This is a genomic window from Crinalium epipsammum PCC 9333 (assembly GCF_000317495.1).
In the GTDB taxonomy this organism is placed as follows: Bacteria; Cyanobacteriota; Cyanobacteriia; order Cyanobacteriales; family PCC-9333; genus Crinalium; species Crinalium epipsammum.
The window spans coordinates 5,053,203-5,077,337 of record NC_019753.1; the positions used below are offsets into that span (position 1 = coordinate 5,053,203).

The window sequence follows — 24,135 nt, forward strand, 5'->3', positions numbered from 1 at the left end:
TATAAAGAGAAGTTATTATGAAAATAGCGATCGCACAACTCAACCCCATAATTGGCGACCTTACTGGAAACGCCGAACAAATATTAGCTGCTGCTAAAATAGCTGCGAAAAAAAAAGTTGATCTCTTACTCACGCCAGAGTTATCTTTATGTGGATATCCCCCACGAGATTTGCTACTAAATCCCCGCTTTGTAGAGTCGATGGGAAAGGTGTTGCAAAAACTCGCAGAAGATTTGCCACCCCAGTTAACTGTTTTAGTAGGAACAGTTGATTTAAATTCAGAAGCACATAGATCTGGTGGTAAACCGTTATTTAATAGCATTGCTTTATTACAAAATAATCAAATACAGCAAATATTTCATAAACGATTGTTGCCGTATTACGATGTTTTTGATGAATATCGTTATTTTGAGCCTGGACTTAAAAGTAATTCTTTTACATTAAACTTAGATAAATCTTCCATAAAGATTGGTGTTACTATTTGTGAAGACCTTTGGAATGATGAAGAATTTTGGGGTAAGCGTAGCTATACAATAAATCCGATAGCTGACTTAGCACAGCAAGGCGTTGATTTAATGGTAAATTTATCAGCTTCCCCGTATACAACTAACAAACATAAATTACGAGAAGCGATGCTGAAAGCAGCAGCTATTCGTTATCAGCAACCGATTATTTATGCTAATCAGGTTGGGGGGAATGATGACTTAATTTTTGATGGCAATAGTGTAGGATTTAATCGTACAGGTAATGTAGTTGGTCGCGCTTGTGCTTTTGAAACAGATTTATTAATAGTAAAATTTGATCAGCAACAAAAAGATTTAATGCCCGCAACTATACAACCACTACCGGAAAGCGAAGATGAGGAAATCTGGAAAGCACTTGTATTAGGTGTGCGTGACTATACACTAAAATGTGGATTTAGTAAAGTTGTATTAGGTTTAAGTGGTGGTATAGATTCAGCAATAGTAGCTGCGATCGCATCTTTTGCATTAGGGAAAGAAAATGTTTTTGGTGTGTTGATGCCTTCGCCTTACAGTTCCGATCATTCTGTCAAAGATGCTTTAAAATTAGCGGAAAATTTGGGGATTAAAACTCAAATATTAGCAATTGGCGAGTTAATGGCAGGTTACGACAAAACCTTAGAACCGTTGTTTGCTGGTACAGAATTTGGACTAGCAGAAGAAAATATTCAATCGCGGATTCGGGGTAATTTATTAATGGCGATCGCTAATAAATTTGGCTATCTGCTACTATCCACTGGAAATAAATCAGAAATGGCAGTAGGTTACTGCACATTATACGGAGATATGAACGGGGGATTAGCTGCGATCGCAGATGTTCCCAAAACTCGTGTTTATTCCTTATGTCAATGGCTAAACCAAAATAGCTTGAGTAACTCCCAGTCAGAAATCATCCCCAACCATATCTTAACTAAGCCACCTAGCGCGGAACTGAAACCAGGGCAAGTTGATCAAGATTCACTGCCAGCTTATGAAATACTTGATGATATTTTGGAACGTTTAATTCACAAACATCAATCCATCAATGAAATCGTTGCTGCTGGTCACGATTTAAATATATTAAATAAAGTAGTCAAACTCGTTGCGCGTGCCGAATTTAAGCGTAGACAAGCGCCCCCAGGATTAAAAATTACTGATCGCGCCTTTGGTACAGGTTGGCGGATGCCTATAGCTAGTCGGTACAGTAGCTTAACATAAAGGCTGGTGATACCAAATTCGGGTTGAATACCCTCAAAATCTCCTTTCTCTTTCTTCGCGTCCTTCGCGTCTTTGCGGTTTAATAAAAAACGGATAATCAAGGCGGATTTAGTATGATTGGTCATTGTTAATTGATATGTCAGATGAAGACTTACGCGGAGAAATTTATCGAGGGTGGTTAATTGTCCTGATGGCGCATGAGGATATGTATTTTTATGAAATTCATAGCCCAGAAGGTTACATTAACCGTAATCTTAGCCCATGCGATACAACGCAAGAAGCGATCGCCAACGGTAGACAAGACATTGATGCAGTAATTAAAATCTTTGACGGAGTTGATGTCACATAACCCTCTACAACCTCCCAAGAATAGTTGATACTGTCGATATTGACATTCCCCCCCTCCCCGAAATTCGGCGAGGGGGCAGGGGGGTGGGGTTTCTTCTAACCAAAAAACGACTATATTTTTTGATATGCCCAAAAACTTAATTTTAATCAAACAACGCTTAACTCCCTACCTATTTTTACTTCCAGCACTCTTAATTTTGGGAGTAACAGTTTTTTTACCTGCGGGTCAAGCATTTTTACTTAGTTTCACCCGCTACGAATACGATCTAACTCAACTACCAAAATGGGTAGGGTTTGCTAACTTTAGCCGTCTTTGGAAAGATCCAGTATTTTGGCAGACATTATGGAATACATTTCTATATTTAGTATGTGTCGTGCCTATCTTAGTAGTTGCACCTTTAGCTTTAGCAATTTTAGTCAACAAAAAACTGAAAGGAATTAACTGGTTTAGAGCATCATTTTATACACCTGTAGTAATTTCAATGGTAGTTGCTGGTATTGCCTGGAAATTTATTTATGCAGAAAACGGCTTTATAAATCAGCTAATTAAAACGTTAGGTATCGGTGCTATCCCTTGGCTAACCAGTCCCCAATTAGCAATTTTTAGTGTCATGGCAGTAACAATTTGGAAAGGGCTAGGCTACTACATGGTTATTTATCTAGCTGGATTACAAGCAATTCCCGCAGAACTTTATGAAGCTGCTGCAATTGATGGTTCAGATGGGATGAGTAAGCATTGGGATATTACCGTACCTTTAATGCGCCCTTATTTAGTATTAGTAGCAGTAATTTCTGCGATCGCAGCAACTAAAGTCTTTGAAGAAGTTTATATAATGACCCAAGGAGGACCAAGCAATAGTTCCAAAACAGTTGTTTATTACCTATACGAGCAAGCTTTTAGAAACTTTGAAATGAGCTACGCCTGTACAATTGGGCTAGTCCTGTTTTTAATAATTTTTGGACTTTCAATCTTAAACTTAAAAATATCAAAAGGGCAAAATCTCACCCTCAAGTAACGCTTGTTTCCTAAATCGGCTTGTCTGCTGTTGTAGATGTACTAAAACATAGAGTTTATCCCTATGATGCCACTGTGATTTTAGGTAATCAGGTTTTAGAAGGCTGTGCCTATAAAAAATGATGATTTAATCTTTAAAATTGTTAACAATTTGGGCAGCTAATTCTAAAGCTTGTGCAGGTGTGGCAATTTTACCTTCAATCCTTGCAATTTGAATATCTGTAAGAAGTTTACCCACTTGGGGACTAGGTGGTAATTTGAGAGCTTGCATCAAATCATTACCACTAACTAATGATGTTGGATGAGCAACTTGATCTTCTGGGTTGAGATAGCGGTTAATTAAAGGTGCGATCGCATCCACATCTATCCCAGATCCTACAGCTAATACTGCGATCGCCGGAAATACTGCCTTAACATTCTGAAAGAAAAAATATTGCTCTGCTAAGGACATCTCTGACTGTGCTACAGCTTGTAGTTGGGGTAAATATGTAATTGCAGTTGTAACAGCTTTAATTTCAGGACGGCTATAACTTAACCGCAACATTTGCAACTCGGCTTCTGGCGGTGTCGCTGGTAGTAAATTAACTAATTTCGCAATACCTACTAGAGATGTATTAATAGTATCTCGTAGCGATCGCACTAACTCTATCTTGAAATTAGACCATGTTTTTCCTAATAGCTCGGCTGCTTGATCAACTTTTATTAATTGCGCTAAACCTTCATTAGTTACATTAGGAAACCAAGTAGATAATAAACCATCCTCCACAGCCGCAATTAACTCATGCGTACCTTGAGGCGTTTTTAACAGGTAACGTAATTCTGTTAAAACCCTTTCGGCTGCAACTTCACTAATTAACCGTGCTAACTGACGAATAGTTGATTTTGTTGTGGGTTCGATTACAAAACTTAACTGAGCAGCTTGGCGATAAGCGCGTAATAATCTTAAAGGATCATCTTGTAAATTTGCTGGTGCAACCATTCGCATAATTTTTAGTTGCAAATCAGCATAACCGTTGAGGGGATCGATGATTTCCTTAGTGTAGGGGTTGTATGCGATCGCATTTACTGTAAAATCTCTGCGTTGTAAGTCAGTCTCTATTGCGCCTTCCTGCTGTGCAAAATCTACCGTTGCGTGTTTAAACACAACCCTAGCAATTTGTCTTTCAGCATCCAGCAATACAAACCCAGCCTTGTACTCACGAGCAATCTTTCTCGCTGTTTGCACCGCATGATTAGCTATGACAAAATCTAAGTCTAAATACTCCCTGCTTCTACCTAATAAAGCATCGCGCACCGCACCACCTACTAAATAAGCAGGTTGCGGTAACAATTCCAAACTAAAAGGCAAATTTTGGGGAGATAGCGCAGAGGAGTTTTCAAACATCGCAACAAAATTCAACCTAACGAATCATCAACTAAGTCAAGCCATGAGTTAGATTAACAGAAAAGCACTTAGAACTAATCCTATGTGTATTTGCATTAATTGCCATTATGTAGACCGTTGCGTTACTTATAATGCAGTGGAAACGCAACATGAAGTGCCTCATTTGACTGAAACACCCGATTTTGAGCCAAATGAACCTAGCATAAACGTCAACATCCGCCCCCGTGAAGACTATGTGGAAATGGAATGGGATGTTGTCGGTTGTGAAAGCTTTAAACCCGAAATGGGTAAATGGGTGCGGTTGCGACCTGGTGAGTTAGTCCCAACTTGAAAAGAAAGCTGCTTTTGTGAGCGATTGCTTTTTCATTGCTGTCGAAATCAAAGACTTCGACTCCCCTTCAGTCATTAATGAACTGGAAAAAACGATGGGACAGCTTCAGCTTTACCAATGGGCTTTGGAGGGGCAAGAACCAGAACGGCAGTTGTTCCTAGCCATCAGCCAAGCTACCTATATTCGCCACTTCCAAAAACCAATTTTTCAGTTAGCCGTCCAGCGAAACAAAATTAATTTATTAGTTTACGAACCAGAGCGGGAGGCTATTGTTCAATGGAGCGCTCATTAAACTATGCAGATATCCTAAAAAAAACACTGCAAGAGGCAACTCACGCCCAACCTCGCTTACAAGCGATTCAACTTTATCCTGTCTGCGATACTGATTCCGGTCACTTCTTGATTCTAGCTACAGGTTGCGATAAGCAACGCTGGATCAATGCCATTCTGTTTCACGCTCGCTTAGTCGATTGCCAAGTCATCATTGAAGAAGATAATTTCGAGGAAGGGTTAACCTCTGCACTTATTGCCGCAGGTATTCAAGCAGAGCATATTATCACTAGCCTTGATTATCAAAATGGCGGTAGACCAGTGGTGTTTCAGGCGGTTTGAAGTATTCCTGTCTTCCTAGCCGCAGAAGACAGTATGATAGATATGTAAAGCTATGTAAATGCTGGGTTAAATGTCCCTTGAATTTTTATCACTAGAGACCATTCAAGAAATTGCCCATAGGTTTGGTTACCTGGCAGTTTTTTTGGGAATTTTATTTGAAAATCTTGGTATTCCGTTGCCTGGTGAAACTGTAACTATCGTAGGAGGGTTTCTTGCTGGTAGTGGTGAACTGAATTATTGGATACTTCTGGTAGATGCTATTCTTGGCGCAGTTCTAGGTGGAATTTGCGGATATTGGATTGGCAGACTTGGTGGCTGGTCAATGCTGGTTAGCATAGGTAGCTTTTTCAGAATCAAAGAAGAGCAACTGGTAGAACTAAAAGATAAATTTACTGAAAATGCCAGTAAAGCTGTATTTTTTGGTCGTTTTGTTGCCTTACTGCGAATTTTTGCGAGTCCCATGGCAGGAATAGTCGAAATGCCATTTTGGAAATTTTTGGGGTTTAATGTTGCTGGTGCTACTGTGTGGGCATCGGTGATGGTGAGTTTAGCTTTCTTTGTGGGGCGGATTGTCTCTTTAGAGCAATTAGTCACTTGGGCGGCTCAATTTGCTTTTGTGGCATTATTGATTGCGATCGCAGTAATCGTAATCCCCATCTGGCTAGAATCTCGGAAAACCGCACAACCTGAACAACCAGAGTAACCGAATAACTATCTATTTAAGATATTCAAGTTACTTGTTTTAACGACTGAAAAGGGGCAAACTACTGTTTGCTCTTTTTTTGTAGATTTGCAACATTTTTAAGTTAAATTGTATTTTTTTTCAAAAGTCCAGCTTTTTTATACCTTACGATTATTAAAATGCCTTTAAATTATTCATAGTTAACTTATGAATGTGGTTTGTACAACTCCTAATTTACTTAAACTGAGAGAGCGCCCGATTGGAATTTGGTTAATTAGCGTTTTCACAGCATTATTAGGAATGTTAATTTTTATATCTTTTGACTCACCTATTGATTATTTTGGATTTTTATGTATCATTTTCTCTAATCTAATGATGTTTGGTAGTCCAGTTCAAACTTGTATCTTTAATAAAGACCTTAATTATGTAACTCTCAAGCACAAAGGTTGGCTAGGCACTAAAATAATTGCTTATCCCATAGATGAGATTGAAGAAATTAAAATTCAAGAATCAAGGTTTGTAGGTACTCAGTTTTATAGGATTTGTTTAATATTGATTTCAGGGAAAAAATTTTATCTAACTCAAGTTCCCAGTACCGACTGGAAATTGCAGAAGAAATTAGTTCAGTATATCCGGCAATTTCTTAGTTACTCTAGCAATTTGTCTCAACCAAATATAAATTAACGTCAATATTTTAGCAATCAGCATAGATTTAATAATTTTATGCTGATTGCTCAACGCTATCTGGCTGAGGGTAAGTAGCCTAAGCGGATAACTTAAACGCGGTGTTTTTGTGACCACACGCGGGTAGGTAAACCCCAAACATAGATAAAGCCTTCAGCAGCTTTGTGGTCGAACTTATCATCAGCACCATAAGTTGCTAAATCAGGAGTATACAAACTCTGATCTGATTTGCGCCCTACAATTATTGCATTGCCTTTGAAGAGTTTGAACCGCACAACTCCAGATACTTGCTCTTGGGTTTGATCAATAAAAGCATCAAGTGCGGCTTTGAGAGGACTATACCACAGACCGTTGTAGATCAATTGGCTATAGGTTTCTTCAACACCCCGCTTATAATGACTCACATCTGCGGTAAGAGCCAAACTTTCTAAGTCACGATGCGCTTGAATTAAGACTAAAAGTGCGGGTGTTTCGTAAATTTCCCGTGATTTAATTCCTACTAAACGGTTTTCTACCATATCAATCCGACCAATACCATGATTTCCAACTATCTCGTTGAGTTGAGAAATCAATGCTACAGGTGAGAGGGATGCGCCATTTAAGGTTGTAGGAATACCGCGCTCGAAGCCTATTTCTATATATTCTGGTTCATTTGGGGTATCTGCGATCGCTTTGGTGAGGGCATAGATTTCTTCTAGTGGCTCTGTCCAAGGATCTTCTAATGATCCTGCTTCAATACTACGACCCAACAAGTTACGATCAATACTGTAAGGAGAAGACTTTTTGACAGGTGCAGGAATACCAAAGCGTTCACCATAGGCAATGGCTTCTTCACGACTCATACCCCATTCCCGTGCAGGAGCCAACACTTTTAGATTAGGATTAAGAGCAGCAATGGAAACATCGAAGCGAACTTGATCATTTCCTTTACCAGTACAACCATGAGCTACAGCGTCAGCACCGTATTTTTCTGCCGCTTCTACTAACAACTTGGCAATTAGCGGACGGGCGAGGGCAGTCGAAAGGGGATAACGATTTTCATACAAAGCATTTGCTTTCAATGCGGCAAAGGCGTAATCTTTAACAAAGCTTTCTGTAGCATCGACTACTAGGGATTCACTAGCACCTGATGTTAAAGCTTTTTTCTGAATTGGCTCTAATTCATCTCCTTGTCCTAAATCTGCCGCGAGGGTAATCACTTCTTGGACACCCCACTCTTTTTTAAGATAAGGGATACATACGGAAGTATCTACTCCACCTGAATATGCCAGCACAACCTTGTTAGCGCGACCCATTGATGTCTCAATTTTCTAAAAGAACCAAGTTTTTATTATCGGCTACTTAGTCGAATTCTTGTCATAAATTTAAAAAATACCGTTAATTTGTTATGAAATCATCATCATATTTTAAAGAGGCGCAGATGGAAGCAGATAAACACAGATAAACGCAGATAATTTCTAATGATTTACGAATTGTGGCAAAATTATTTGTATTTAGTGATTTTAAATCTTATTTTTTAGCGAGTTTTATAGTGTTTGTTAAACGCAAGTTATGATAATTTTGATAATTAGTGTATTGCTAATTTTGCTATTAACAACATCTATTTATCATGCAGTTGCATCTAAGATAGAACAGGATAAATACCCTCCTCCAGGGCAATTAATTGATGTAGGAGGATACAAGTTGCATTTGTATTCTATAGGTGAAGGTAGTCCTAGAGTAATTTTTGATCATAGCCTTGGTAGTTTAGGATGGTCAAATTATTTGGTATTTAATGAAGTTGCTAAAATTACTAAGGTAGTAGTGTGCGATCGCGCTGGTTATGGTTATAGTGAAACTAGCCCTAAACCTCGTACCAGTGCAGAAATTGTTCAAGAATTACATACATTACTAACTAAGGCTGATATTTCACAACCATATATTTTTGTTGGCGACTCTTTTGGCGGTTATACTGCTCGGTTATATGCTGATAAATTTCCAGATCGAGTTGTGGGGATGGTTTTAACTCACGCTTTACACGAAGATACTGTATTAAATTTCCCTTTAAGCATCATTTTGATTAAAATAGTTTTTTTAATCGGATTTAAAGTAACTCAAATATCTGCTAATTTTGGGATAATTAGGTTGGCTGGTTTAATGGGATTATTTGAATTTTTCAAGAAAGAATTGCGTCAATTTAACCAAAACGATTTAATGCGTTTGAAAATGTCTTTTTATAGTGCAAAGCATTGGGAAGCTATGTTTCGAGAAGTTAGAGATATTAAACCTAGCTCAGAACAAGTAAAAAATACTGGCAGTTTAGGAGATTTGCCCTTAGTTGTGGTTTCAGTTCAACATTTTTTGAAACGTTCATTGTTAACATTTTTTCTGCCACTAAAGCAAGTGGATGAAGCTTGGACAAAAATGCAGCCTGAATTATTGAAACTTTCTTCTAACAGTAAAGAGATTGTTGCTGAAGATAGTGGTCATTTTGTGGGAATAGATCAACCAGAAGTGATGATTAAAGCAATAAATGAATTAATTGACCAGGTAAGAAGTCAGCATTTAAGTAAGTCAAAATAATTAATTTTATAGAAAATAGTGGTTAACTATTAGCAATTAGCTTTGCGATTACAAAATCGTGGGAGCAGTTTAATGTTTAAATACGTCTAGTTACTATTGACAGGACTTACGCAAGCTCACGGTAAAATTAAGCTTGTAGGGGCGGGTTGCACCAAAAAGCTATATTTCCCAACCATTGATATATATAAACCCGCCCTGACAGATACGGATGATTTATGCGTAAGTCCTATATTGATAAAAATTATTAACGGGGGAACAGGTGTTTTTTAGTGTTGTAATTCCAACTTATAATCGCAAACCAATTTTAGAAAAGTGTCTGCGAGCATTAGAACAGCAACAAATTGATGCTAGTTTGGTTACTGGCTATGAAATTGTGCTGGTGGATGATGGTTCAACAGATGGAACTTTGGAATGGTTGAAGCAACATTCAGAATTTCCCCATGTGCGATCGCATTTGCAAAACCACCAAGGCGCAGCAGCAGCTAGAAATTTAGGGGTAGAGCAAGCAAAAGGCGATACCATCATCTTTATAGATAGTGATTTAGTTGTCACGGAAAATTTTTTGCAAGCACACGCAGAAGCGTTGGTGCAGGGACAACAGCAACTAGGAAGCGATCGCATATTTACATACGGTGCAGTGATAAATACCTGCAACTTTGAAGACCCTACATCTGAACCATACAAAATTACTGATTTTTCAGCAGCTTATTTTGCTACAGGAAATGTGGCGATCGCGCGTAAATGGCTAGAAAAATCTGGTTTGTTTGATACTCGTTTTAAACAATATGGATGGGAAGATTTAGAGCTAGGTGTACGTCTAAAACAGTTGGGATTAAAACTAATTAAATGCCCACAAGCAGTGGGTTATCACTGGCATCCGCCTTTTGCATTAGAGCAAATTCCCAAGCTAATTGATCAAGAAATTCAAAGAGGAAAGATGGGAGTTTTATTTTACCAAAAGCATCCTACTTGGGATGTGCGGATGATGATTCAAATGACTTGGTTGCACCGCATTCTTTGGGGAGTTTTATCTATCGGTGGTCAACTAAATGAACGCACCCTAGCTCCGTTATTACAATGGCTAATTAATCAAGGTAAACCAAAACTTGCTTTAGAGATTGCCCGAATTTTCCTCAATTGGTATAACGTTCAAGGTGTATATGCTGCTTATGCAGAAGCGCAGCAGAAAACTTAATAATTCAGTGTTTTTTCAGTTGTGGATAAAGGGATAGATATCGCATCCAAGCCTCTTCTAGCGCTGAATCAAGTGATTGGGGAGTTGCAGCAAGCGTTGGTGTAGCTGCCAGTTTGATGGTGTCATAAGCATCTGCGTATACACCAATTCCGATACCTGCCAGTAGAGCAGCACCACAGGCGGAAGCCGCCGTAACTGTAGTTGCATAGAGGGGTATTCTCAATACATCAGCCAGTAATTGTTTCCAAGGCATTTCTAAGGTTCCACCGCCTGCTAAACGCACTTGTGTAGCTTGCAAATTTGTTGCCTCAAGTGCCTCAAAACCTTGTCGCAAGGCAAAAGCAACTCCCTCTAAAGCTGCCCGCATCATGTGCGCCTGGGTGTGATGAAGTCCCAGCCCCACCCATGCCCCACGTATATATGGGTCAAGGTGTGGAGTGCGTTCACCTGTGAGGTATGGCAAAAATGTTAACCCTTCACATCCTGCGGGAACAGAAAACGCTTTAGTATATACTTCCTGCCAACTCAAGCCCAGGATACCTCGCACCCACTCCAACGCTAAACCAGCATTTTGCATTGCTGCAAGGGTGTACCACCCGTTAGGTACGGCGGCTCGATATAGATGTGTACGACCATGAGGATCGATAATGGGTTGGGAGCGAGGTGTAATGATTTGAGCGCCTGTGCCGATGGTTAGTTGAACTAACCCAGGTTCTAATAGTCCGTTACCCAGTGCGGCTGCTGCCGTATCCGCAGCACCAGCGATAACGGGTAAGCCTACAGGTAAACCAAGATGCTCTGAAGCAGCTTCTGTCAGGTAGCCTGCGATCGCACTAGAGGGGATAATTTTGGGTAGCCAATCACAACGTAGATTCAGTGCTGAGATTGCATCCCAAGCCCAGTTATCCGACACAACATCATAAAGCAATGTACCACTAGCGTCAGATGGTTCGGTGGCAACTTCTCCAGTCATCTGTAACCGTAGCCAATCTTTTGGCTGAAGCGCCCAACGCGCTCTTTCGTAGACAGTAGGCTCGTGTTCTTGTACCCACAGCAAGGTTGTACCAGCCATTCCTGCTGTAATTGGGTTACCCAAGCGCTCTAGAATAGCCGCATCAAGCGACTGATAGGCGTAAAGCGTGGTACTAGAGCGAGTATCTGCCCAAAGGATAGCAGGACGCAGAGGTTGACCCGACTCCGAAGCTAGGACAACACCGTGCATTTGTCCTGAAAGTGCGATCGCCTGTACTTGATCGGCATGATTTCCCACTGCCTTTCTAACAGCATAGGCAACAGCTAACCACCAATCCCCTGGCTCCGACTCAGCCCACCCAGGGTGGGGTGCATGGACAGGATAGGAGCTTGATGCTTCACAAGAAGCCGTTCCGTCTATCGCTAGGAGCAATGCCTTAGCAGAGCCTGTTCCTAAATCTATGCCAAGCAGCATCAAACTAATCCTCACATACTTGAAAGTAAAGCATCCAAAATCAGATTTTTTGCTCAATAAAGCTAAAAATCGCTATTTAAGCTGATAATGCCATTACTAATTAACCACAGAGTTATTAAATATTTTTGAGAAATTATTCACAATGGATAGACTCTAAATTATTAAGGTTGGCTCCATCAATGCTGGCTCCCATGAGGGTAACTCTACTGAGATCGACTCCCATGAGGTTAGCTCCACTGAGATTGGCTAAAGTGAGGTTGGCTCCACTGAGATTGGCTCCACTGAGATTGGCTCCACTGAGGTTGGCTTCAAAAAGATCGGCTCCCATGAGGTTGGCTTCCCTGAAATTGGCTCCAGTGAGATCGGCACCAATGAGCTTGGCACCAATGAGATTTGCCCCAGTGAGGTTGGCTTCAAAGAGATCAGCTTCTATGAGGTCGGCTCCGCCGAGGTTGGCTTCACAGAGGTTGGCTTTACTGAAATTGGCTTCCATGATGTCGGCTTCACAGAGGTTGGCTCCCATAAGGTTGGCTCCCATGAGGATAGCTTTACTGAGGTCGGCTTTACTAAAGTTGACTCCAATGAGATTAGCTTTACTGAAGTGGGCTCCACTAAGGTTAGCTTTACTGAAGTTGGCACCACTGAGGTTGGCTCCAATGAGGTTGGCTTCAATAAGATCACAATTGTGAAACTCCCTTTCCCCTGCTTCATAACGAGCCAAAAGTTCGCTGACATCCATATATATTTTAAGTTTGGGAAATTAGCTATCAAATAAATCTTCCCAAAAATCACCCCTAACATCTTGTACCAATCCTGCCCAAGTACCTGCTAGCAGGGTTAAATGCCACTTAGGTTTAACAATGCAGTCAGGAGTATCTCTGGAAATATTACCCTGAGATTCTTCCGGCTCTTCGTCTAAACTAGCCATATCTTCTAGATAAAGCAACCAGTTGCAGAAGCAGACGAAAGCAATCGTTACTGTTACAAAATACCCATACTTTGGTTCGACCGATACTAGCAGGCAACCATACAGCTTGGTCTAGACAGGAAGCTGTCACGTTACAAAACTCCAGACGATATAGCAATGCGTGAAAATTTTTCCTCACCCCTCCCTCCTCTCTCCTCCCGATTTTCAAGACAGGTCTACTAGACGATCGCACAAAAGATATCAGCTAAGTGTTAATCCCAGCCAATAAATAAGAAAATTAAAGAGCGATCGCTAAATCATTACAGCGCAGAGATTGCTATCAAAGCTGAATTTCTTGTATCCCAGACAAACCAACATGAATCCAACAATCTCAATCAACGACAGTCACCGATTACAAGTTGCACCTTTAAAAATACCTACTCGTCTACTGCTAGGGCCAGGGCCTGCAAATGCTCATCCTGCCGTCCTTGAAGCGATGAACACCTCTCCCGTAGGTCATCTAGATCCGGCATTCCTGGGATTGATGGATGAGATCCAAAGTTTGCTACGTTATGTTTGGCAGACAGATAACCAACTAACTATTGCCGTTAGTGGAACCGGATCAGCAGCAATGGAAGCAACCATTGCTAACGCGACTGAACCTGGCGACGTTGTTTTAGTAGGCGTAGCAGGATACTTCGGCAACCGTTTGGTTGATATGGCGGGCAGATATGGCGCTGATGTCCGCACTATTACGAAACCTTGGGGGCAAGTTTTTTCATTAGATGAACTCCGCACTGCTTTAGAAACTCATCGTCCAGCAATTTTAGCTTTAGTTCATGCTGAAACCTCCACAGGGGCGCGTCAACCTTTAGAAGGTGTTGGTGATTTGTGCCGTGAATTCAACTGTTTACTGCTAGTTGATACTGTGACAAGTTTGGGTGGTGTACCGATTTTCCTAGATGAATGGGGAGTTGACCTAGCTTATAGCTGTAGCCAAAAAGGTTTAGGTTGCCCTCCTGGTGCTTCTCCATTTACCATGAGTCCCCGTGCAATGGAAAAGTTGCAAAAACGCCAGAATAAGGTGGCTAACTGGTATCTGGATATGAACTTATTAAGTAAGTATTGGGGTACTGAGCGGGTTTATCATCACACTGCACCGATCAACCTGTACTATGCTTTACGAGAAGGATTGCGTTTAATTGCAGAAGAAGGATTAGCAAGTTACTGGCAGCGTCATCAAAAGAATGTCGAATACCTCTGGCAAGAACTAGAAAACATCGGACTTACCATGCACGTTGAGCGAGAATTTCGCTTGCCAACCTTAACAACTGTCTGCATTCCAGATGGTGTAGATGGCAAAGCGATCGCACGTCAGCTACTCAATGAATACAATATTGAAGTTGGTGGAGGTTTGGGCGAACTTGCAGGTAAGGTTTGGCGTGTTGGTTTGATGGGTTTTAATAGCCGTCCAGAAAGCGTAGATCAACTTATAGCAGCATTACGTCAAGTTTTAGCGAAATAATAGACAACAGTTACCAGTGAACCTTGATCTGGTAACTGATAACTAAAAGAGCGATACTCCTCCGGAGTCGCTGCGCGATCGCATAAGGAAATCTAGCCATGTCCGATCTGGGTTTGACCCACATTGCATTAACGGTCAGTAACATTGATAGAAGCATCGCTTTTTATGCCAAATATGCTCAGATGCAGGTTGTGCATTACCGTGTCGATCCACATTCTCACAGAGATGTTGCATGGATCAGCGATCTGACTCGCCCATTCGTGATAGTACTGATTAAAGTACCATCAGTAGACAATCAACTATTACCAATCTCCCATCTTGGTGTAGCCTGTGAAACTCGTGAAACAGTCGATCAACTTTGTGAACAAGCTAAATCTGAAGGTGTGTTAATTGCAGGACCAAATGATTCAGGACAACCAGTAGGATATTGGGCTTTTCTGCGCGATCCAGACGGACATACACTAGAGCTTTCTTATGGTCAAGAAGTAAGTTTTACAGTTGAAAACTCAACTGCTAAACCCTCTTCTATTCCCCTGTCGCACAAATAGTGTCATCCTAATCAAAGAATCGGGGAAATACCATGTCAACGGAAATACAAAAACCCAAGGTGGTAGTTGTCGGTGCAGGTTGGGCTGGTTTAGGCGCAACTTATCAGTTAGCATCACAAGGTTATGATGTCACACTGCTAGAAGCGGGTAACTATCCTGGTGGGTTGGTTGCAGGATGGAAAACCGCAGGGGGAAAATCTGTAGAAGCAGGTATTCACGGTTTTTGGTATCCTTATAAAAATATTTTTTCCCTGGTTAAACAATTAGGGTTAAATCCCTTTACAAATTGGACTCGTTCTTCTCAATATTCTCCGGCGGGATTAGAAGTTGAATCACCAATTTTTCAAGATTTACCAAGACTTCCTGCACCACTAGGCACTTTTCTCTATACTCAATTTCAACGCTTACCATTAGTTGACCGCCTTAGCGCGTTACCCCTACTTTATTCAGTAATTGATTTCGATAATTCTGATGAAGCTTGGCGACGCTACGACTGGGTAACAGCAAGGGAATTATTTAAAGATTTTCAGGTTTCTGCCAGATTATATCGTGATTCTTTTGAGCCAATGCTGTTGGTAGGTTTGTTTGCACCAGGGGAACAATGTTCCGCAGCAGCAACTTTGGGGATGCTTTACTATTTTATCTTGGCGCATCAACCAGATTTTGATGTGGTTTGGTGTCGCGGAACAGTTGGGGAAATGATCTTTCGCCCTTGGGTAAAACGTATTGAAGAAGCTGGCGCAAGATTATTAGCTAATAAAAGAGTTACTGACGTAATTATTGATAGTAATGGTAAGGCGACGGGTGTTGTTTGTGGCGAGGAAATATTTGATGCTGATGCAGTAATTTTTGCGGTTGGCGTTAGTGGGATGCAAAAGATTGTTAGTAATAGCCCTAGTTTGCAAAGTCGCAAAGAATTTCGGGATATTATGAATTTAGGTGCAATTGATGTCCTTGCAACTCGGTTATGGTTTGACAGGAAAGTTTCTATCCCTCGTCCTTCTAATGCTTGTTTTGGTTTTGATACAACTACAGGTTGGACGTTTTTTGATTTAAATGCGTTGCATGATGAATATCGCGATGCACCTGGAACTGTGATTGAAGCAGATTTTTATCATGCTAATCAGTTTCTACCTTTAAGTGATGATGAAATAATTCCAATTGTGCATAATTATTTGACTACTTGTGTGCCAGCTTTTCGGGATGCAAAGGTAGTCGATAGTAGTGTAATTAGATTACCCCGTGCGGTAACACATTTTGCTCCTGGTAGTTATCAGTATTTTTTACCAACAGTGACGAGTTTTGATAATGTGTTGATGAGTGGTGATTGGGTTATTACTCGTCATGGTTCATGGTCGCAGGAAAAGGCTTATGTTACTGGTTTAGAGGCGGCAAATTTAGTAATTGATCGTTGTGGAGTTGGGAGGAAGGCTAATATTATACCAGTAGAGGCTGATGAGCCGCATATTCAGGCTGGGCGGAGTCTTAATCAAACTTTCCGTGAATTTACTAACAGTCTTTTACCCAATTTTTGGCTACCTTAGATACAGAAGCTTGGATTAAGGTATGTATACTCCATCTCCCTCCCCACAGCATTTTGGTTTTGTTAATACTTTTCAAGTTGATGCTTTATCTGTGCGCGTATATCAGCAAGAGTCAGATATGGCTGATGATGCTGCACAGATAGTGCATGATTATTTAAAGGATAAAATAGCCGCACAAGGTAGCGCGGCGGTTATTCTAGCAACGGGTAACTCTCAGATCAAGTTTTTAAAAGCTTTAATTGCTTTGGGGGGTGTAAATTGGTCTAAAGTTACTCTTTTTCATCTGGATGAATATTTAGGTATTGATGGTAATCATTCTGCAAGTTTTCGGCGCTATATGCGGGAAAGAGTCGAAAACTTAGTTAAACCTCAGTATTTTCACTATATAGAAGGGGATGCACTGCAACCTTTAGCAGAGTGCGATCGCTATACTAAACTATTACAAACACAACCTATAGATCTATGTTGTCTGGGTGTGGGAGAAAATGGTCATTTAGCATTTAACGATCCTTCTGTTGCTGATTTTAACGATCCTTATAGCGTAAAACTGGTAAAACTAGAAGATTCTTGTCGTTTACAACAAGTAAATGAGGGGCATTTTCCCAATTTAGAAGCTGTTCCACAATATGCTTTTACCTTAACTATTTCGCAAATCTGTGCTGCGAATAAAATTATCTGTCTTGCGCCAGAAACGCGGAAAGCAATAGTAGTTAAGGAGATGTTGCAATCAGAAATTAGCACAAATATCCCTGCTTCAATTTTAAGGAAACAACCACAAGCAACTTTATTTCTAGATACTAATTCCGCTATTAATTTACGGAAATAAAATTTTTAGCCCATTGTTGCCCTAACCATCTTAACGGTTGCTATAATTGTTAATTGTTAATTGTTAATTGTTAATTGTTAATTGTTAAAACCTCTTTTCATACTCTACAGTTGCCCGACTATCTCCCGATAAATCTGTCGAACCACGCAACAAAGTCTCATCATTTACTCGGTAGCGTAAACTGTATTGAGGTAGCTGTTCAGCAGTTAGATTTGTTAATATAGATGCCGAGAATTGAGGAGTAAAATTAAATCCAGCTTCAGCACCTAATCCTAATGTCGAAGTCCGATTTTTGGGGTTAGTAATTACTGTAGGGAATAATCTAAACTCACTCAAACCAATAGCATTACCAACAACATTTTGGATATTACCCAAAAAAGCAGATCCAGCTAAATTTGCTAAACCTAACGTAGTATCTCCTCTACCCAGAGTATCCACAAAACCACCACCCAATAAAGCAACAATTTCGGCTTCGTTACGAGCAGGATTACTTTTTAGCTCTAAGTTTTCGGCAAATTGATTAGCAGCACCTATCACTGTGGCTTCAATGCGTACTGTTCGTAAAGCACCTAAGTTAGTTGCAGGAATATCACTAATTTCAGCAGATAAAGGATCTGTAAGAATCTGCCGCCGAGTAGTTTCTGGAACCACCGCGACTAGCCGCACATCTAGGTTGGGTACAAGTCCTTGAGATGGCAAAAACTCTGCTGTTTGAGTATAACCACCCGCTAACCGAAATTGGGTAGTAAACAAATTCACTTGACCGCGATCTAATTTTACTGACCCCTGTGGGCGAATATTATCTAGAGTACCGTTGATAGTCAAATCGCCTTTAGCTAAAAAGTTTAACACTGGTGGGCGTGTAATTTGTACCCCATCCCCAAGGCTAATTTTTAAATTATTAAACTCCGCTATACCGCTATTTGCCTGTGTTTTAGCAGTACTACCAGATGCCACAGATGCGTTAGTGGTGGGTGTTTCTTCTAATAGTACCTGACCATTAACTAATTCAATTTGACCACCAATTTTAGGATTTAATGCTGTACCTGTGAATACTGCGCTACCTTTAACACCTCCGCTATAACGTCCTTTAATATTTAACGCAATTTGATCGAGAGCAACAGTTAGGGGGTTTTCTACTTTCTGCGGGCGAGTTATCGGAAGTATTCCAGAAGCTACTACTTGACCTTTACTAAACTTACCCCGTAAGTTTTGGACGTTAATTTGACCAAGATTAAACAATACTTGTCCTGTTACTTCAGTTAAAGGTTCAGGGAATGCTTGCGCTTGAAGTGTGGCATTATTTACTTCAGCAATTCCGTTAGCATTGAGTTGCTGAATTTTTCCTGCTAGGGGGTCAACTGTTCCTCGAACAGCAAGATTTACTTTACCCTCACCATTAACCCAAGCGACTTGTCCACGAGAGAGCAAGTTTAATAATGCTAACCCTTCGTTTTCCACGTTCATATTTACGCTAATTTCATTGCTGGTGGGTAACTTTGTTGCAAAGGGTAGCTTATAAGGTACGCTGCCATCTATCCGAAGTGGTTGGGTTCCAGAAACAATTGCTGTACTATAAAAATTCAACCGAGCATCATCGTAGCTAAAACTGCCTTGTGCTACTTGAACTGCTGTTTGGTTTAGTGTCCCTTCAGCTATGCTAATTTCTCCTCTAGAGCGAGGATTTTGAATATTTCCTGCAATGGTAGCACTGGCATTAAGCTTGCCTGTAATATCAACAGGTACATCTACAAAATCATTGAGTACTTCAACAGGGAAATTTTGTACTCGTAACTGACCTGATTGTTCACCACTGCCTACGGTTCCAGAAAAAGCTACTAAGCTTTCGCCAGTTTGAATCCGTAATGGTAGAAAAGTCAGAACGCCTTTATCAAAGCTGCCTTGAACAACGACTTGATCGGCTTTATATTCATCCCATTTCCAATTTTGACCGTCAATGGCAAAACTGGTGCGGATGCCACTTTTTAATGATCCAGCAATATTTACTTCCCCACTAAATGCCCCTGCTAAATCCCTGAGTTCTGGTAGTGGAGAATCTTCTCTTTTGGCAAGCTGTTGTTCTACTAATGCTTCTATTTCTGATAAGCGGCGTAACTGGTCGATCAAGGGCGCATCTGGTAAACCTCTATCTGCGGGTTGCACATTAGCAGCACTACCGTAGGTGCGAGATTTAAAGCCGCTAATCAGGTCTTGTAATTCAAAGATTTGTAAGGCAGTGAGCAAATCTTGAACTTCTCCTTTAGCAACTTTTAGTCGTCCTTGAAATTCTGGTCCTTGGGCGGTTTGGCTGACACTGCCATTGAGGAAATATCTATTATCGCCTTGTTGAAAATCACCATCAGTAAGTTTGGCAACTCCATTTATATAGCTAAAGTTACCAGTTAATTTGTCGCCTTTAATACTGGCGATAATTGGTTGGTCGATTTGGACATTTTGCCCAATGATGTTACGAGTGGCGAGGTTAACGTCAAAGTTACCCGAAAGCAGCCCAGAGAGGGGTTGACTAGCTATATTAGCGGGTAAGGGCGCAAATGATTTGATTAGGCTAATTGGTATTTTGGCGGTGGCTACTTGTAGGCGATCGCCTTTAGTTGTACCATTAGCGATCGCATCACCCAAACGCACAGCAAATGACTCAGGTTTATAACTAGGTGAAAGCGCAAGTTCAATTCGATCCTGAACCCCCGCTAACCGCAAGTTTACCCCTTGTCCTGGTTTTACTTGAATTTCACCTGTCATAACTCGCTCAAAAGTTAACTGTTCAGCAGCAAAATCTTCTAAACGTAACTGTCCTGAAACTTGTACAGCTTTTGGATCAAATGCTGTTAATCTTGTCGCCACATTTAGATTTGCAGTAACCCGTCCTTTTATACCTAATTCTTGAAAGCGTTGCAATGCGGGAAGCTGACTAATACGCGCTATATCTACATTGTCAACAGCAAAATTACCTTGCAAGCGATTATTATTTACTTGTAAAGCGGAAGCCGTAATAGTACCATCTGGTAATTTCAAACTCCCAGCACCAGTAGCACTAATAGTTGATGGTTGAAAAGAAGCTAAACTGCCAGAGATATTAAAGTTACCTGTTAACTCTCCAGTTTTTAAATTTTCTGGTACTTGTGGCGATAATTTCCCGATTTGTAAATTATTAACAGCCAAATTACCTTGCCAACGACCACCCCGCAACTGTAAAGCGGAAGCATTTATAGTACCATCCGGTAATGTTAAACTGCCAGTACCATTTCCCACAATACTTGATGGTTTCAAATCAGATAAACTGCCAGATAAATTAAAGTTACCTGTTAACTCTCCAGCTTTTAAAGCCTCTGATACTTGTGGCGATAACTTCCCAATTTGGAAACTATTCACAGCAAAATTACCTTGCCAACGACCATTATTTAATTGTAAGGCAGAAGCATTTATAGTACCATCCGGCAATGTTAAACTACCAGTACCATTTCCCACAATACTTGATGGTTTTAAATCAGCTAAACTGCCAGATAAGTTAAAATTACCTGTCAACTCTCCCGTTTTTAAATTTGCAGGTACTTGTGGTGATAACTTGCCTATTTGGAAACTATTAACAGCAAAATTACCTTGCCAACGACCATTATTTAATTGTAAAGCCGAAGCATTTATAGTACCATCGGGTAATTTTAAACTACCTATCCCAGTGCCAACAATACTGGATGGTTTTAAATCAGCTAAACTGCCAGATAAATTAAAATTACCTGCGATCGCACCTTGTTTTAAACCTACAGGCACTTGTGGTGATAATCGCCCTAACTGTACATTATTAGCAGTAAAGTTACCTTGCCAGCGACCATTTCTCAGTTGTAAACCAGAAGCAACAAGATTACCACTAGATAGTTGCAAACGTCCCGCACCACTACCAGTAATAGTTGCAGGTTGGAAAGAAGCTAAACTGCCAGCTAAGTTAAAATTACCCGCAATTACTCCACTTTTCAATGTTGCAGGTACTTGTTTAGCAAGCTTTCCTAACTGCAAATTATTAACAAAAAAATTACCTCGCCAAGCACCATTATTTAGTTGTAAACCTGAAGCAATAATATTACCAGTTGGTAGTTGCAAACGCCCCACACCACTGCCATTAATAGTAGAGGGTTTAAATGAATCTAAACTACCAGATAAGTTAAAATTACCAGCTAACCTTCCTTGTTCTAATGCTGGAGGTACTTGTGGCGACAACTTCCCTAACTGCACATTATTAGCATTAAAATTACCTTGCCAACGACCATCATTTAGTTGTAAAGATGAAGCAGTAATAATACCAGTAGGCAACCGTAAACGCCCAGTACCACTACCATTAATAGTAGAAGGTTTAAACGAATCTAAACTACCAGCTAAATTAAAGTTACCTGTTAATTGTCCACTCTTTAAATTTCCAGGGACTTGTGGCGACAATTGCCCTAGTTGCAGATTATTAGCATTAAAGTTCCCTTGCCAGCGACCATCACTTAGTTGTAATGATGAGCTACTAATACTGCCATTAGCTAACTGTAAGCGCCCAGTACCAGCACCAGTAATGGTTGATGTTTGAAAATTTGTTAAACTGCCAGCTAAATTAAAATCCCCTGTAATTTGTCCATTTTTAAAATTTGCAGGTGCTTGTGGCGATAATTGCCCTAGTTGTAAACTGTTAGCATTAAAATTACCTTGCCACAGACCATTTCTAAGTAGTACATTAGTCCCTGTAATCCTACCACCTGCAACTTGAAGCTGTGCAGAACCAGTTCCGTTAATTGTTTCTGGTTTAAAAGTTCCTCTACTTCCTGATAGTAAGAAATTACCCGATATTATTCTTTGTAGTTGTGGCGGTACTTGCCTTTTAGTTAATGCTACTAAACCTTGTGCTGGCACATTTGATGCTTGAATCTGCGCTTGCCAATTTTTATCAGTTAGCTGTCCTGTCCCTGTAACTGTTCCGCCTGCAACTTGAAAAGTAGTATTGCGGAAAACTATGGTACGTTCTGGAGTAATTACTACTTCACCCCTACCAGGATATGTAGCATTTGGTGCTGAAAAGTTGACAACTGTTTGAAGTTTGCCAGCAACACCTGATACTTGACCTTGGGCTGCAACTAAGCCAAGGTTAATGGGAGGTATAGAGCCATAAATTTGTGCGATCGCATCTGCTGGCAAATTATTACCATTAAAATTGAAAGCAAGACCAGCTTTTTTACCTAACTGAACTGTACCCGCCCCTGTAACCTGACCACCAACAACAGGGAATGCCTGCAATCCTGTAATTGAAACTACCTTATTAACCAGCGAAAAGTTCGCTTTAACATCTCTAAATCGTATGCGGTCAACTTGGGTTAGCTTAGTATTAACAACTGTTCCTGATAATATTGGTTTATCCAAAGCTCCAGTTAAGTTAATAGTTCCTTGTGCTTCCCCTGAAGCCGCTACTGGTAACTTTAGATCCAATGTATTCAGGATATTATTTACCCTTACTGGTGCTGTTTGAGCAGCAATGTTGTAACCTGACTGTGTATCAATTACCCCAGCAACAACACCTGGAACTTGACCATAAACTGTACCAACTTTCTGTAGCTGGATTTGTGTTCCTCTAAAACCTAAATAACCAGTTGATTGACTAAAAAGTTTTGGAACTTGGGCGATTTTTATAGTTGCTGCTTTCAGATAAGCAGTTCCAAATAATAAAGGACGTTGCTTTGCTTGCAGTTTGATTTCTAAATTACCATCCACATCCCCCGCCAGCAGACCAACAGCAGGTAACTTAACAAAGCGGGTGATCGCACTTGCCTGTAAATTCTGCCCTGAAACTACTAAATTTGTTTGTTGAGTTGGACGTAGATGTTGTCCCTTAACAATTAAATGTCTATACTGAGGATTTTGAACTTGCTCAATAGGTTGACCTTCTAAATCAAAACTAATCCTTTGATTTTGATCGAAAAAGCTGGCATTCCCGTCTACTTTTGTAATAACAACAGGTGTTCTACCACTTGGTAATTGAGAAAATGGTAATAGTACAACATTTCCCTGTGATATCCGCACTACTTGCAAGTCAGTTTTGATAAAACCTTTCTTTTCTTCGGATTTAATAGTGGTCGAAACCCAGCGCAGTTCAGCATCCTGTTCAATATACGCATCTGGCTTAACTAAAGTGACATCAAGTTGTAAGGTGCGATCAAACAGCAGTTTTAGAGGATTGAAACCCACATCTACCGCTTCAACTGATAAGCGGTCTGGATCAGTAGGGGTGGCGGGTACTGCTGAACGACCAAACCGTAAACCTGTGAACCCAAAACCTTCAACGTGACCTAGCTGCACAGGTCTATTTAGCGTCTGAGTCAGATTTTGCTCAACTAATGGCGCTAGCTGAGTTTCAATATATAACCAAGCTGCTCCTAATCCCCCTAAAATTGTCAGCAGCACAATAATAGCGATGTTACTGCTAGGGGGGCGATTTAATATGATCAGCGTCAAACGCTGGTTAAGCGGCATTGAGCGGCTTTCTGTTTTTTCTTCTAACTTTGGGGAGTTGTTCATTTTTTATACTCACCCTTGCATGAGTTACAATATCAAATTCAATACTTAAGGAGTAACAGATATAGTGTTACAGATCACAGTGCGAAGATTCAGAAATATTATTCTAGATAGGTAGGTAAAATTTAAATTTAAGATCATACTGGGAATTGGTCATTGATCATCAGTCATTGATAATTGAAGTCAGGATTTAGACAGAAAGCTGGGCGTGACCAAGATGGTCACACTGCATACAGGGTAAATTAACTTGCC

At 40.4% G+C, this 24,135-nt stretch carries 21 protein-coding genes; 14 read left to right on the top strand and 7 right to left on the bottom strand.

Annotated elements, in window-relative coordinates; genetic code table 11:
• The first annotated feature begins 17 nt into the window (after positions 1–17).
• The 3 genes from CRI9333_RS21965 (at position 18) to CRI9333_RS21975 (ending at position 3,082) form a co-directional block, all read left to right on the top strand.
• The gene (locus CRI9333_RS21965; protein ID WP_015205354.1) at positions 18–1,718 is read left to right on the top strand and encodes an NAD+ synthase; all 1,701 of its coding nucleotides are present in this window, start codon (positions 18–20) and stop codon (positions 1,716–1,718) included.
• A gap of 136 nt (positions 1,719–1,854) precedes the next feature.
• The gene (locus CRI9333_RS21970; protein ID WP_015205355.1) at positions 1,855–2,067 is read left to right on the top strand and encodes a hypothetical protein; all 213 of its coding nucleotides are present in this window, start codon (positions 1,855–1,857) and stop codon (positions 2,065–2,067) included.
• Positions 2,068–2,191: 124 nt separating this feature from the next.
• Positions 2,192–3,082: a carbohydrate ABC transporter permease gene (locus CRI9333_RS21975; RefSeq protein ID WP_015205356.1), complete on the top strand. Its 891-nt coding sequence runs from the start codon at positions 2,192–2,194 to the stop codon at positions 3,080–3,082.
• A gap of 126 nt (positions 3,083–3,208) precedes the next feature.
• Here the strand turns inward: CRI9333_RS21975 and CRI9333_RS21980 are convergent, their stop codons facing one another.
• Positions 3,209–4,465, bottom strand: a complete 1,257-nt coding sequence (locus CRI9333_RS21980) for a CCA tRNA nucleotidyltransferase (RefSeq protein ID WP_015205357.1) — start codon at positions 4,463–4,465, stop codon at positions 3,209–3,211.
• An 82-nt stretch (positions 4,466–4,547) separates the two neighbouring features.
• On the opposite strand from CRI9333_RS21980, the gene CRI9333_RS21985 reads away from it, so the two are divergent.
• From CRI9333_RS21985 to CRI9333_RS27470, 5 genes are all read left to right on the top strand, one after another.
• Positions 4,548–4,796 (top strand): Ycf34 family protein, encoded by a 249-nt coding sequence (locus CRI9333_RS21985; RefSeq protein WP_015205358.1) that lies wholly within the window; start codon positions 4,548–4,550, stop codon positions 4,794–4,796.
• A 16-nt stretch (positions 4,797–4,812) separates the two neighbouring features.
• Positions 4,813–5,088, top strand: a complete 276-nt coding sequence (locus CRI9333_RS21990; RefSeq protein ID WP_083890040.1) for an element excision factor XisH family protein — start codon at positions 4,813–4,815, stop codon at positions 5,086–5,088.
• The gene (locus CRI9333_RS21995; protein WP_015205359.1) at positions 5,073–5,408 is read left to right on the top strand and encodes an element excision factor XisI family protein; all 336 of its coding nucleotides are present in this window, start codon (positions 5,073–5,075) and stop codon (positions 5,406–5,408) included. The genes CRI9333_RS21990 and CRI9333_RS21995 overlap by 16 nt, the downstream gene beginning before the upstream one ends.
• A 70-nt stretch (positions 5,409–5,478) precedes the next feature.
• On the top strand, positions 5,479–6,111 hold the full coding sequence (locus CRI9333_RS22000; RefSeq protein ID WP_015205360.1) for a DedA family protein: 633 nt from the start codon (positions 5,479–5,481) through the stop codon (positions 6,109–6,111).
• A 186-nt stretch (positions 6,112–6,297) separates the two neighbouring features.
• Positions 6,298–6,774, top strand: a complete 477-nt coding sequence (locus CRI9333_RS27470) for a hypothetical protein (RefSeq protein ID WP_015205361.1) — start codon at positions 6,298–6,300, stop codon at positions 6,772–6,774.
• Between the two features lie 92 nt (positions 6,775–6,866).
• Here CRI9333_RS27470 and CRI9333_RS22010 read toward each other — a convergent pair whose 3' ends face one another.
• Positions 6,867–8,069, bottom strand: a complete 1,203-nt coding sequence (locus CRI9333_RS22010; protein ID WP_015205362.1) for an argininosuccinate synthase — start codon at positions 8,067–8,069, stop codon at positions 6,867–6,869.
• Between the two features lie 256 nt (positions 8,070–8,325).
• On the opposite strand from CRI9333_RS22010, the gene CRI9333_RS22015 reads away from it, so the two are divergent.
• Together CRI9333_RS22015 and CRI9333_RS22020 are read left to right on the top strand one after the other, a co-directional pair.
• Positions 8,326–9,336, top strand: a complete 1,011-nt coding sequence (locus tag CRI9333_RS22015; RefSeq protein ID WP_015205363.1) for an alpha/beta hydrolase — start codon at positions 8,326–8,328, stop codon at positions 9,334–9,336.
• Positions 9,337–9,595: 259 nt separating this feature from the next.
• Complete coding sequence (locus tag CRI9333_RS22020) at positions 9,596–10,531, top strand: glycosyltransferase family 2 protein (RefSeq protein ID WP_015205364.1); 936 nt, start codon at positions 9,596–9,598, stop codon at positions 10,529–10,531.
• A 4-nt stretch (positions 10,532–10,535) separates the two neighbouring features.
• Here the strand turns inward: CRI9333_RS22020 and xylB are convergent, their stop codons facing one another.
• The 4 genes from xylB to CRI9333_RS27010 all read right to left on the bottom strand — a co-directional run bounded on the left by xylB (position 10,536) and on the right by CRI9333_RS27010 (position 13,084).
• A complete protein-coding gene (gene xylB / locus CRI9333_RS22025; RefSeq protein ID WP_015205365.1) occupies positions 10,536–11,978 on the bottom strand; it encodes a xylulokinase in 1,443 nt (480 codons plus the stop codon).
• Positions 11,979–12,111: 133 nt separating this feature from the next.
• Positions 12,112–12,717, bottom strand: coding sequence for a pentapeptide repeat-containing protein (locus CRI9333_RS22030; RefSeq protein WP_015205366.1), 606 nt, complete (start codon positions 12,715–12,717; stop codon positions 12,112–12,114).
• A 21-nt stretch (positions 12,718–12,738) separates the two neighbouring features.
• A complete protein-coding gene (locus tag CRI9333_RS27005) occupies positions 12,739–12,906 on the bottom strand; it encodes a hypothetical protein (RefSeq protein WP_157462370.1) in 168 nt (55 codons plus the stop codon).
• Positions 12,899–13,084: a hypothetical protein gene (locus CRI9333_RS27010; protein WP_157462371.1), complete on the bottom strand. Its 186-nt coding sequence runs from the start codon at positions 13,082–13,084 to the stop codon at positions 12,899–12,901. Before CRI9333_RS27010 ends, CRI9333_RS27005 begins: the two co-directional genes overlap by 8 nt.
• Before the next feature lie 177 nt (positions 13,085–13,261).
• Here CRI9333_RS27010 and CRI9333_RS22035 point away from each other — a divergent pair, with 177 nt between their 5' ends.
• The 4 genes from CRI9333_RS22035 to CRI9333_RS22050 all read left to right on the top strand — a co-directional run bounded on the left by CRI9333_RS22035 (position 13,262) and on the right by CRI9333_RS22050 (position 17,328).
• Positions 13,262–14,410, top strand: a complete 1,149-nt coding sequence (locus tag CRI9333_RS22035; RefSeq protein ID WP_015205368.1) for an alanine--glyoxylate aminotransferase family protein — start codon at positions 13,262–13,264, stop codon at positions 14,408–14,410.
• A gap of 98 nt (positions 14,411–14,508) precedes the next feature.
• Entirely contained in the window at positions 14,509–14,958 is a 450-nt protein-coding gene (locus tag CRI9333_RS22040; protein WP_015205369.1) for a VOC family protein, read from the top strand.
• 32 nt (positions 14,959–14,990) lie between these two features.
• The gene (locus CRI9333_RS22045; protein ID WP_015205370.1) at positions 14,991–16,502 is read left to right on the top strand and encodes a hydroxysqualene dehydroxylase; all 1,512 of its coding nucleotides are present in this window, start codon (positions 14,991–14,993) and stop codon (positions 16,500–16,502) included.
• A 22-nt stretch (positions 16,503–16,524) separates the two neighbouring features.
• Positions 16,525–17,328, top strand: coding sequence for a glucosamine-6-phosphate deaminase (locus tag CRI9333_RS22050; RefSeq protein ID WP_015205371.1), 804 nt, complete (start codon positions 16,525–16,527; stop codon positions 17,326–17,328).
• 84 nt (positions 17,329–17,412) lie between these two features.
• Here CRI9333_RS22050 and CRI9333_RS25230 read toward each other — a convergent pair whose 3' ends face one another.
• Positions 17,413–23,886, bottom strand: a complete 6,474-nt coding sequence (locus tag CRI9333_RS25230) for a translocation/assembly module TamB domain-containing protein (RefSeq protein WP_015205372.1) — start codon at positions 23,884–23,886, stop codon at positions 17,413–17,415.
• Positions 23,887–24,135 lie beyond the last annotated feature (249 nt).

What these genes read in the sequence shown, in the direction of transcription:
- CRI9333_RS21965 (WP_015205354.1), top strand. Translation starts at nt 18, where the DNA reads ATGAAAATAGCGATCGCACAACTCAACCCCATAATTGGCGACCTTACT.
- CRI9333_RS21970 (WP_015205355.1), top strand. Translation starts at nt 1,855, where the DNA reads ATGTCAGATGAAGACTTACGCGGAGAAATTTATCGAGGGTGGTTAATT.
- CRI9333_RS21975 (WP_015205356.1), top strand. Translation starts at nt 2,192, where the DNA reads ATGCCCAAAAACTTAATTTTAATCAAACAACGCTTAACTCCCTACCTA.
- CRI9333_RS21980 (WP_015205357.1), bottom strand. Translation starts at nt 4,465, where the DNA reads ATGTTTGAAAACTCCTCTGCGCTATCTCCCCAAAATTTGCCTTTTAGT.
- CRI9333_RS21985 (WP_015205358.1), top strand. Translation starts at nt 4,548, where the DNA reads ATGTGTATTTGCATTAATTGCCATTATGTAGACCGTTGCGTTACTTAT.
- CRI9333_RS21995 (WP_015205359.1), top strand. Translation starts at nt 5,073, where the DNA reads ATGGAGCGCTCATTAAACTATGCAGATATCCTAAAAAAAACACTGCAA.
- CRI9333_RS22000 (WP_015205360.1), top strand. Translation starts at nt 5,479, where the DNA reads ATGTCCCTTGAATTTTTATCACTAGAGACCATTCAAGAAATTGCCCAT.
- CRI9333_RS27470 (WP_015205361.1), top strand. Translation starts at nt 6,298, where the DNA reads ATGAATGTGGTTTGTACAACTCCTAATTTACTTAAACTGAGAGAGCGC.
- CRI9333_RS22010 (WP_015205362.1), bottom strand. Translation starts at nt 8,069, where the DNA reads ATGGGTCGCGCTAACAAGGTTGTGCTGGCATATTCAGGTGGAGTAGAT.
- CRI9333_RS22015 (WP_015205363.1), top strand. Translation starts at nt 8,326, where the DNA reads ATGATAATTTTGATAATTAGTGTATTGCTAATTTTGCTATTAACAACA.
- xylB (WP_015205365.1), bottom strand. Translation starts at nt 11,978, where the DNA reads ATGCTGCTTGGCATAGATTTAGGAACAGGCTCTGCTAAGGCATTGCTC.
- CRI9333_RS22030 (WP_015205366.1), bottom strand. Translation starts at nt 12,717, where the DNA reads ATGGATGTCAGCGAACTTTTGGCTCGTTATGAAGCAGGGGAAAGGGAG.
- CRI9333_RS27005 (WP_157462370.1), bottom strand. Translation starts at nt 12,906, where the DNA reads ATGGCTAGTTTAGACGAAGAGCCGGAAGAATCTCAGGGTAATATTTCC.
- CRI9333_RS22035 (WP_015205368.1), top strand. Translation starts at nt 13,262, where the DNA reads ATGAATCCAACAATCTCAATCAACGACAGTCACCGATTACAAGTTGCA.
- CRI9333_RS22040 (WP_015205369.1), top strand. Translation starts at nt 14,509, where the DNA reads ATGTCCGATCTGGGTTTGACCCACATTGCATTAACGGTCAGTAACATT.
- CRI9333_RS22045 (WP_015205370.1), top strand. Translation starts at nt 14,991, where the DNA reads ATGTCAACGGAAATACAAAAACCCAAGGTGGTAGTTGTCGGTGCAGGT.
- CRI9333_RS22050 (WP_015205371.1), top strand. Translation starts at nt 16,525, where the DNA reads ATGTATACTCCATCTCCCTCCCCACAGCATTTTGGTTTTGTTAATACT.
- CRI9333_RS25230 (WP_015205372.1), bottom strand. Translation starts at nt 23,886, where the DNA reads ATGAACAACTCCCCAAAGTTAGAAGAAAAAACAGAAAGCCGCTCAATG.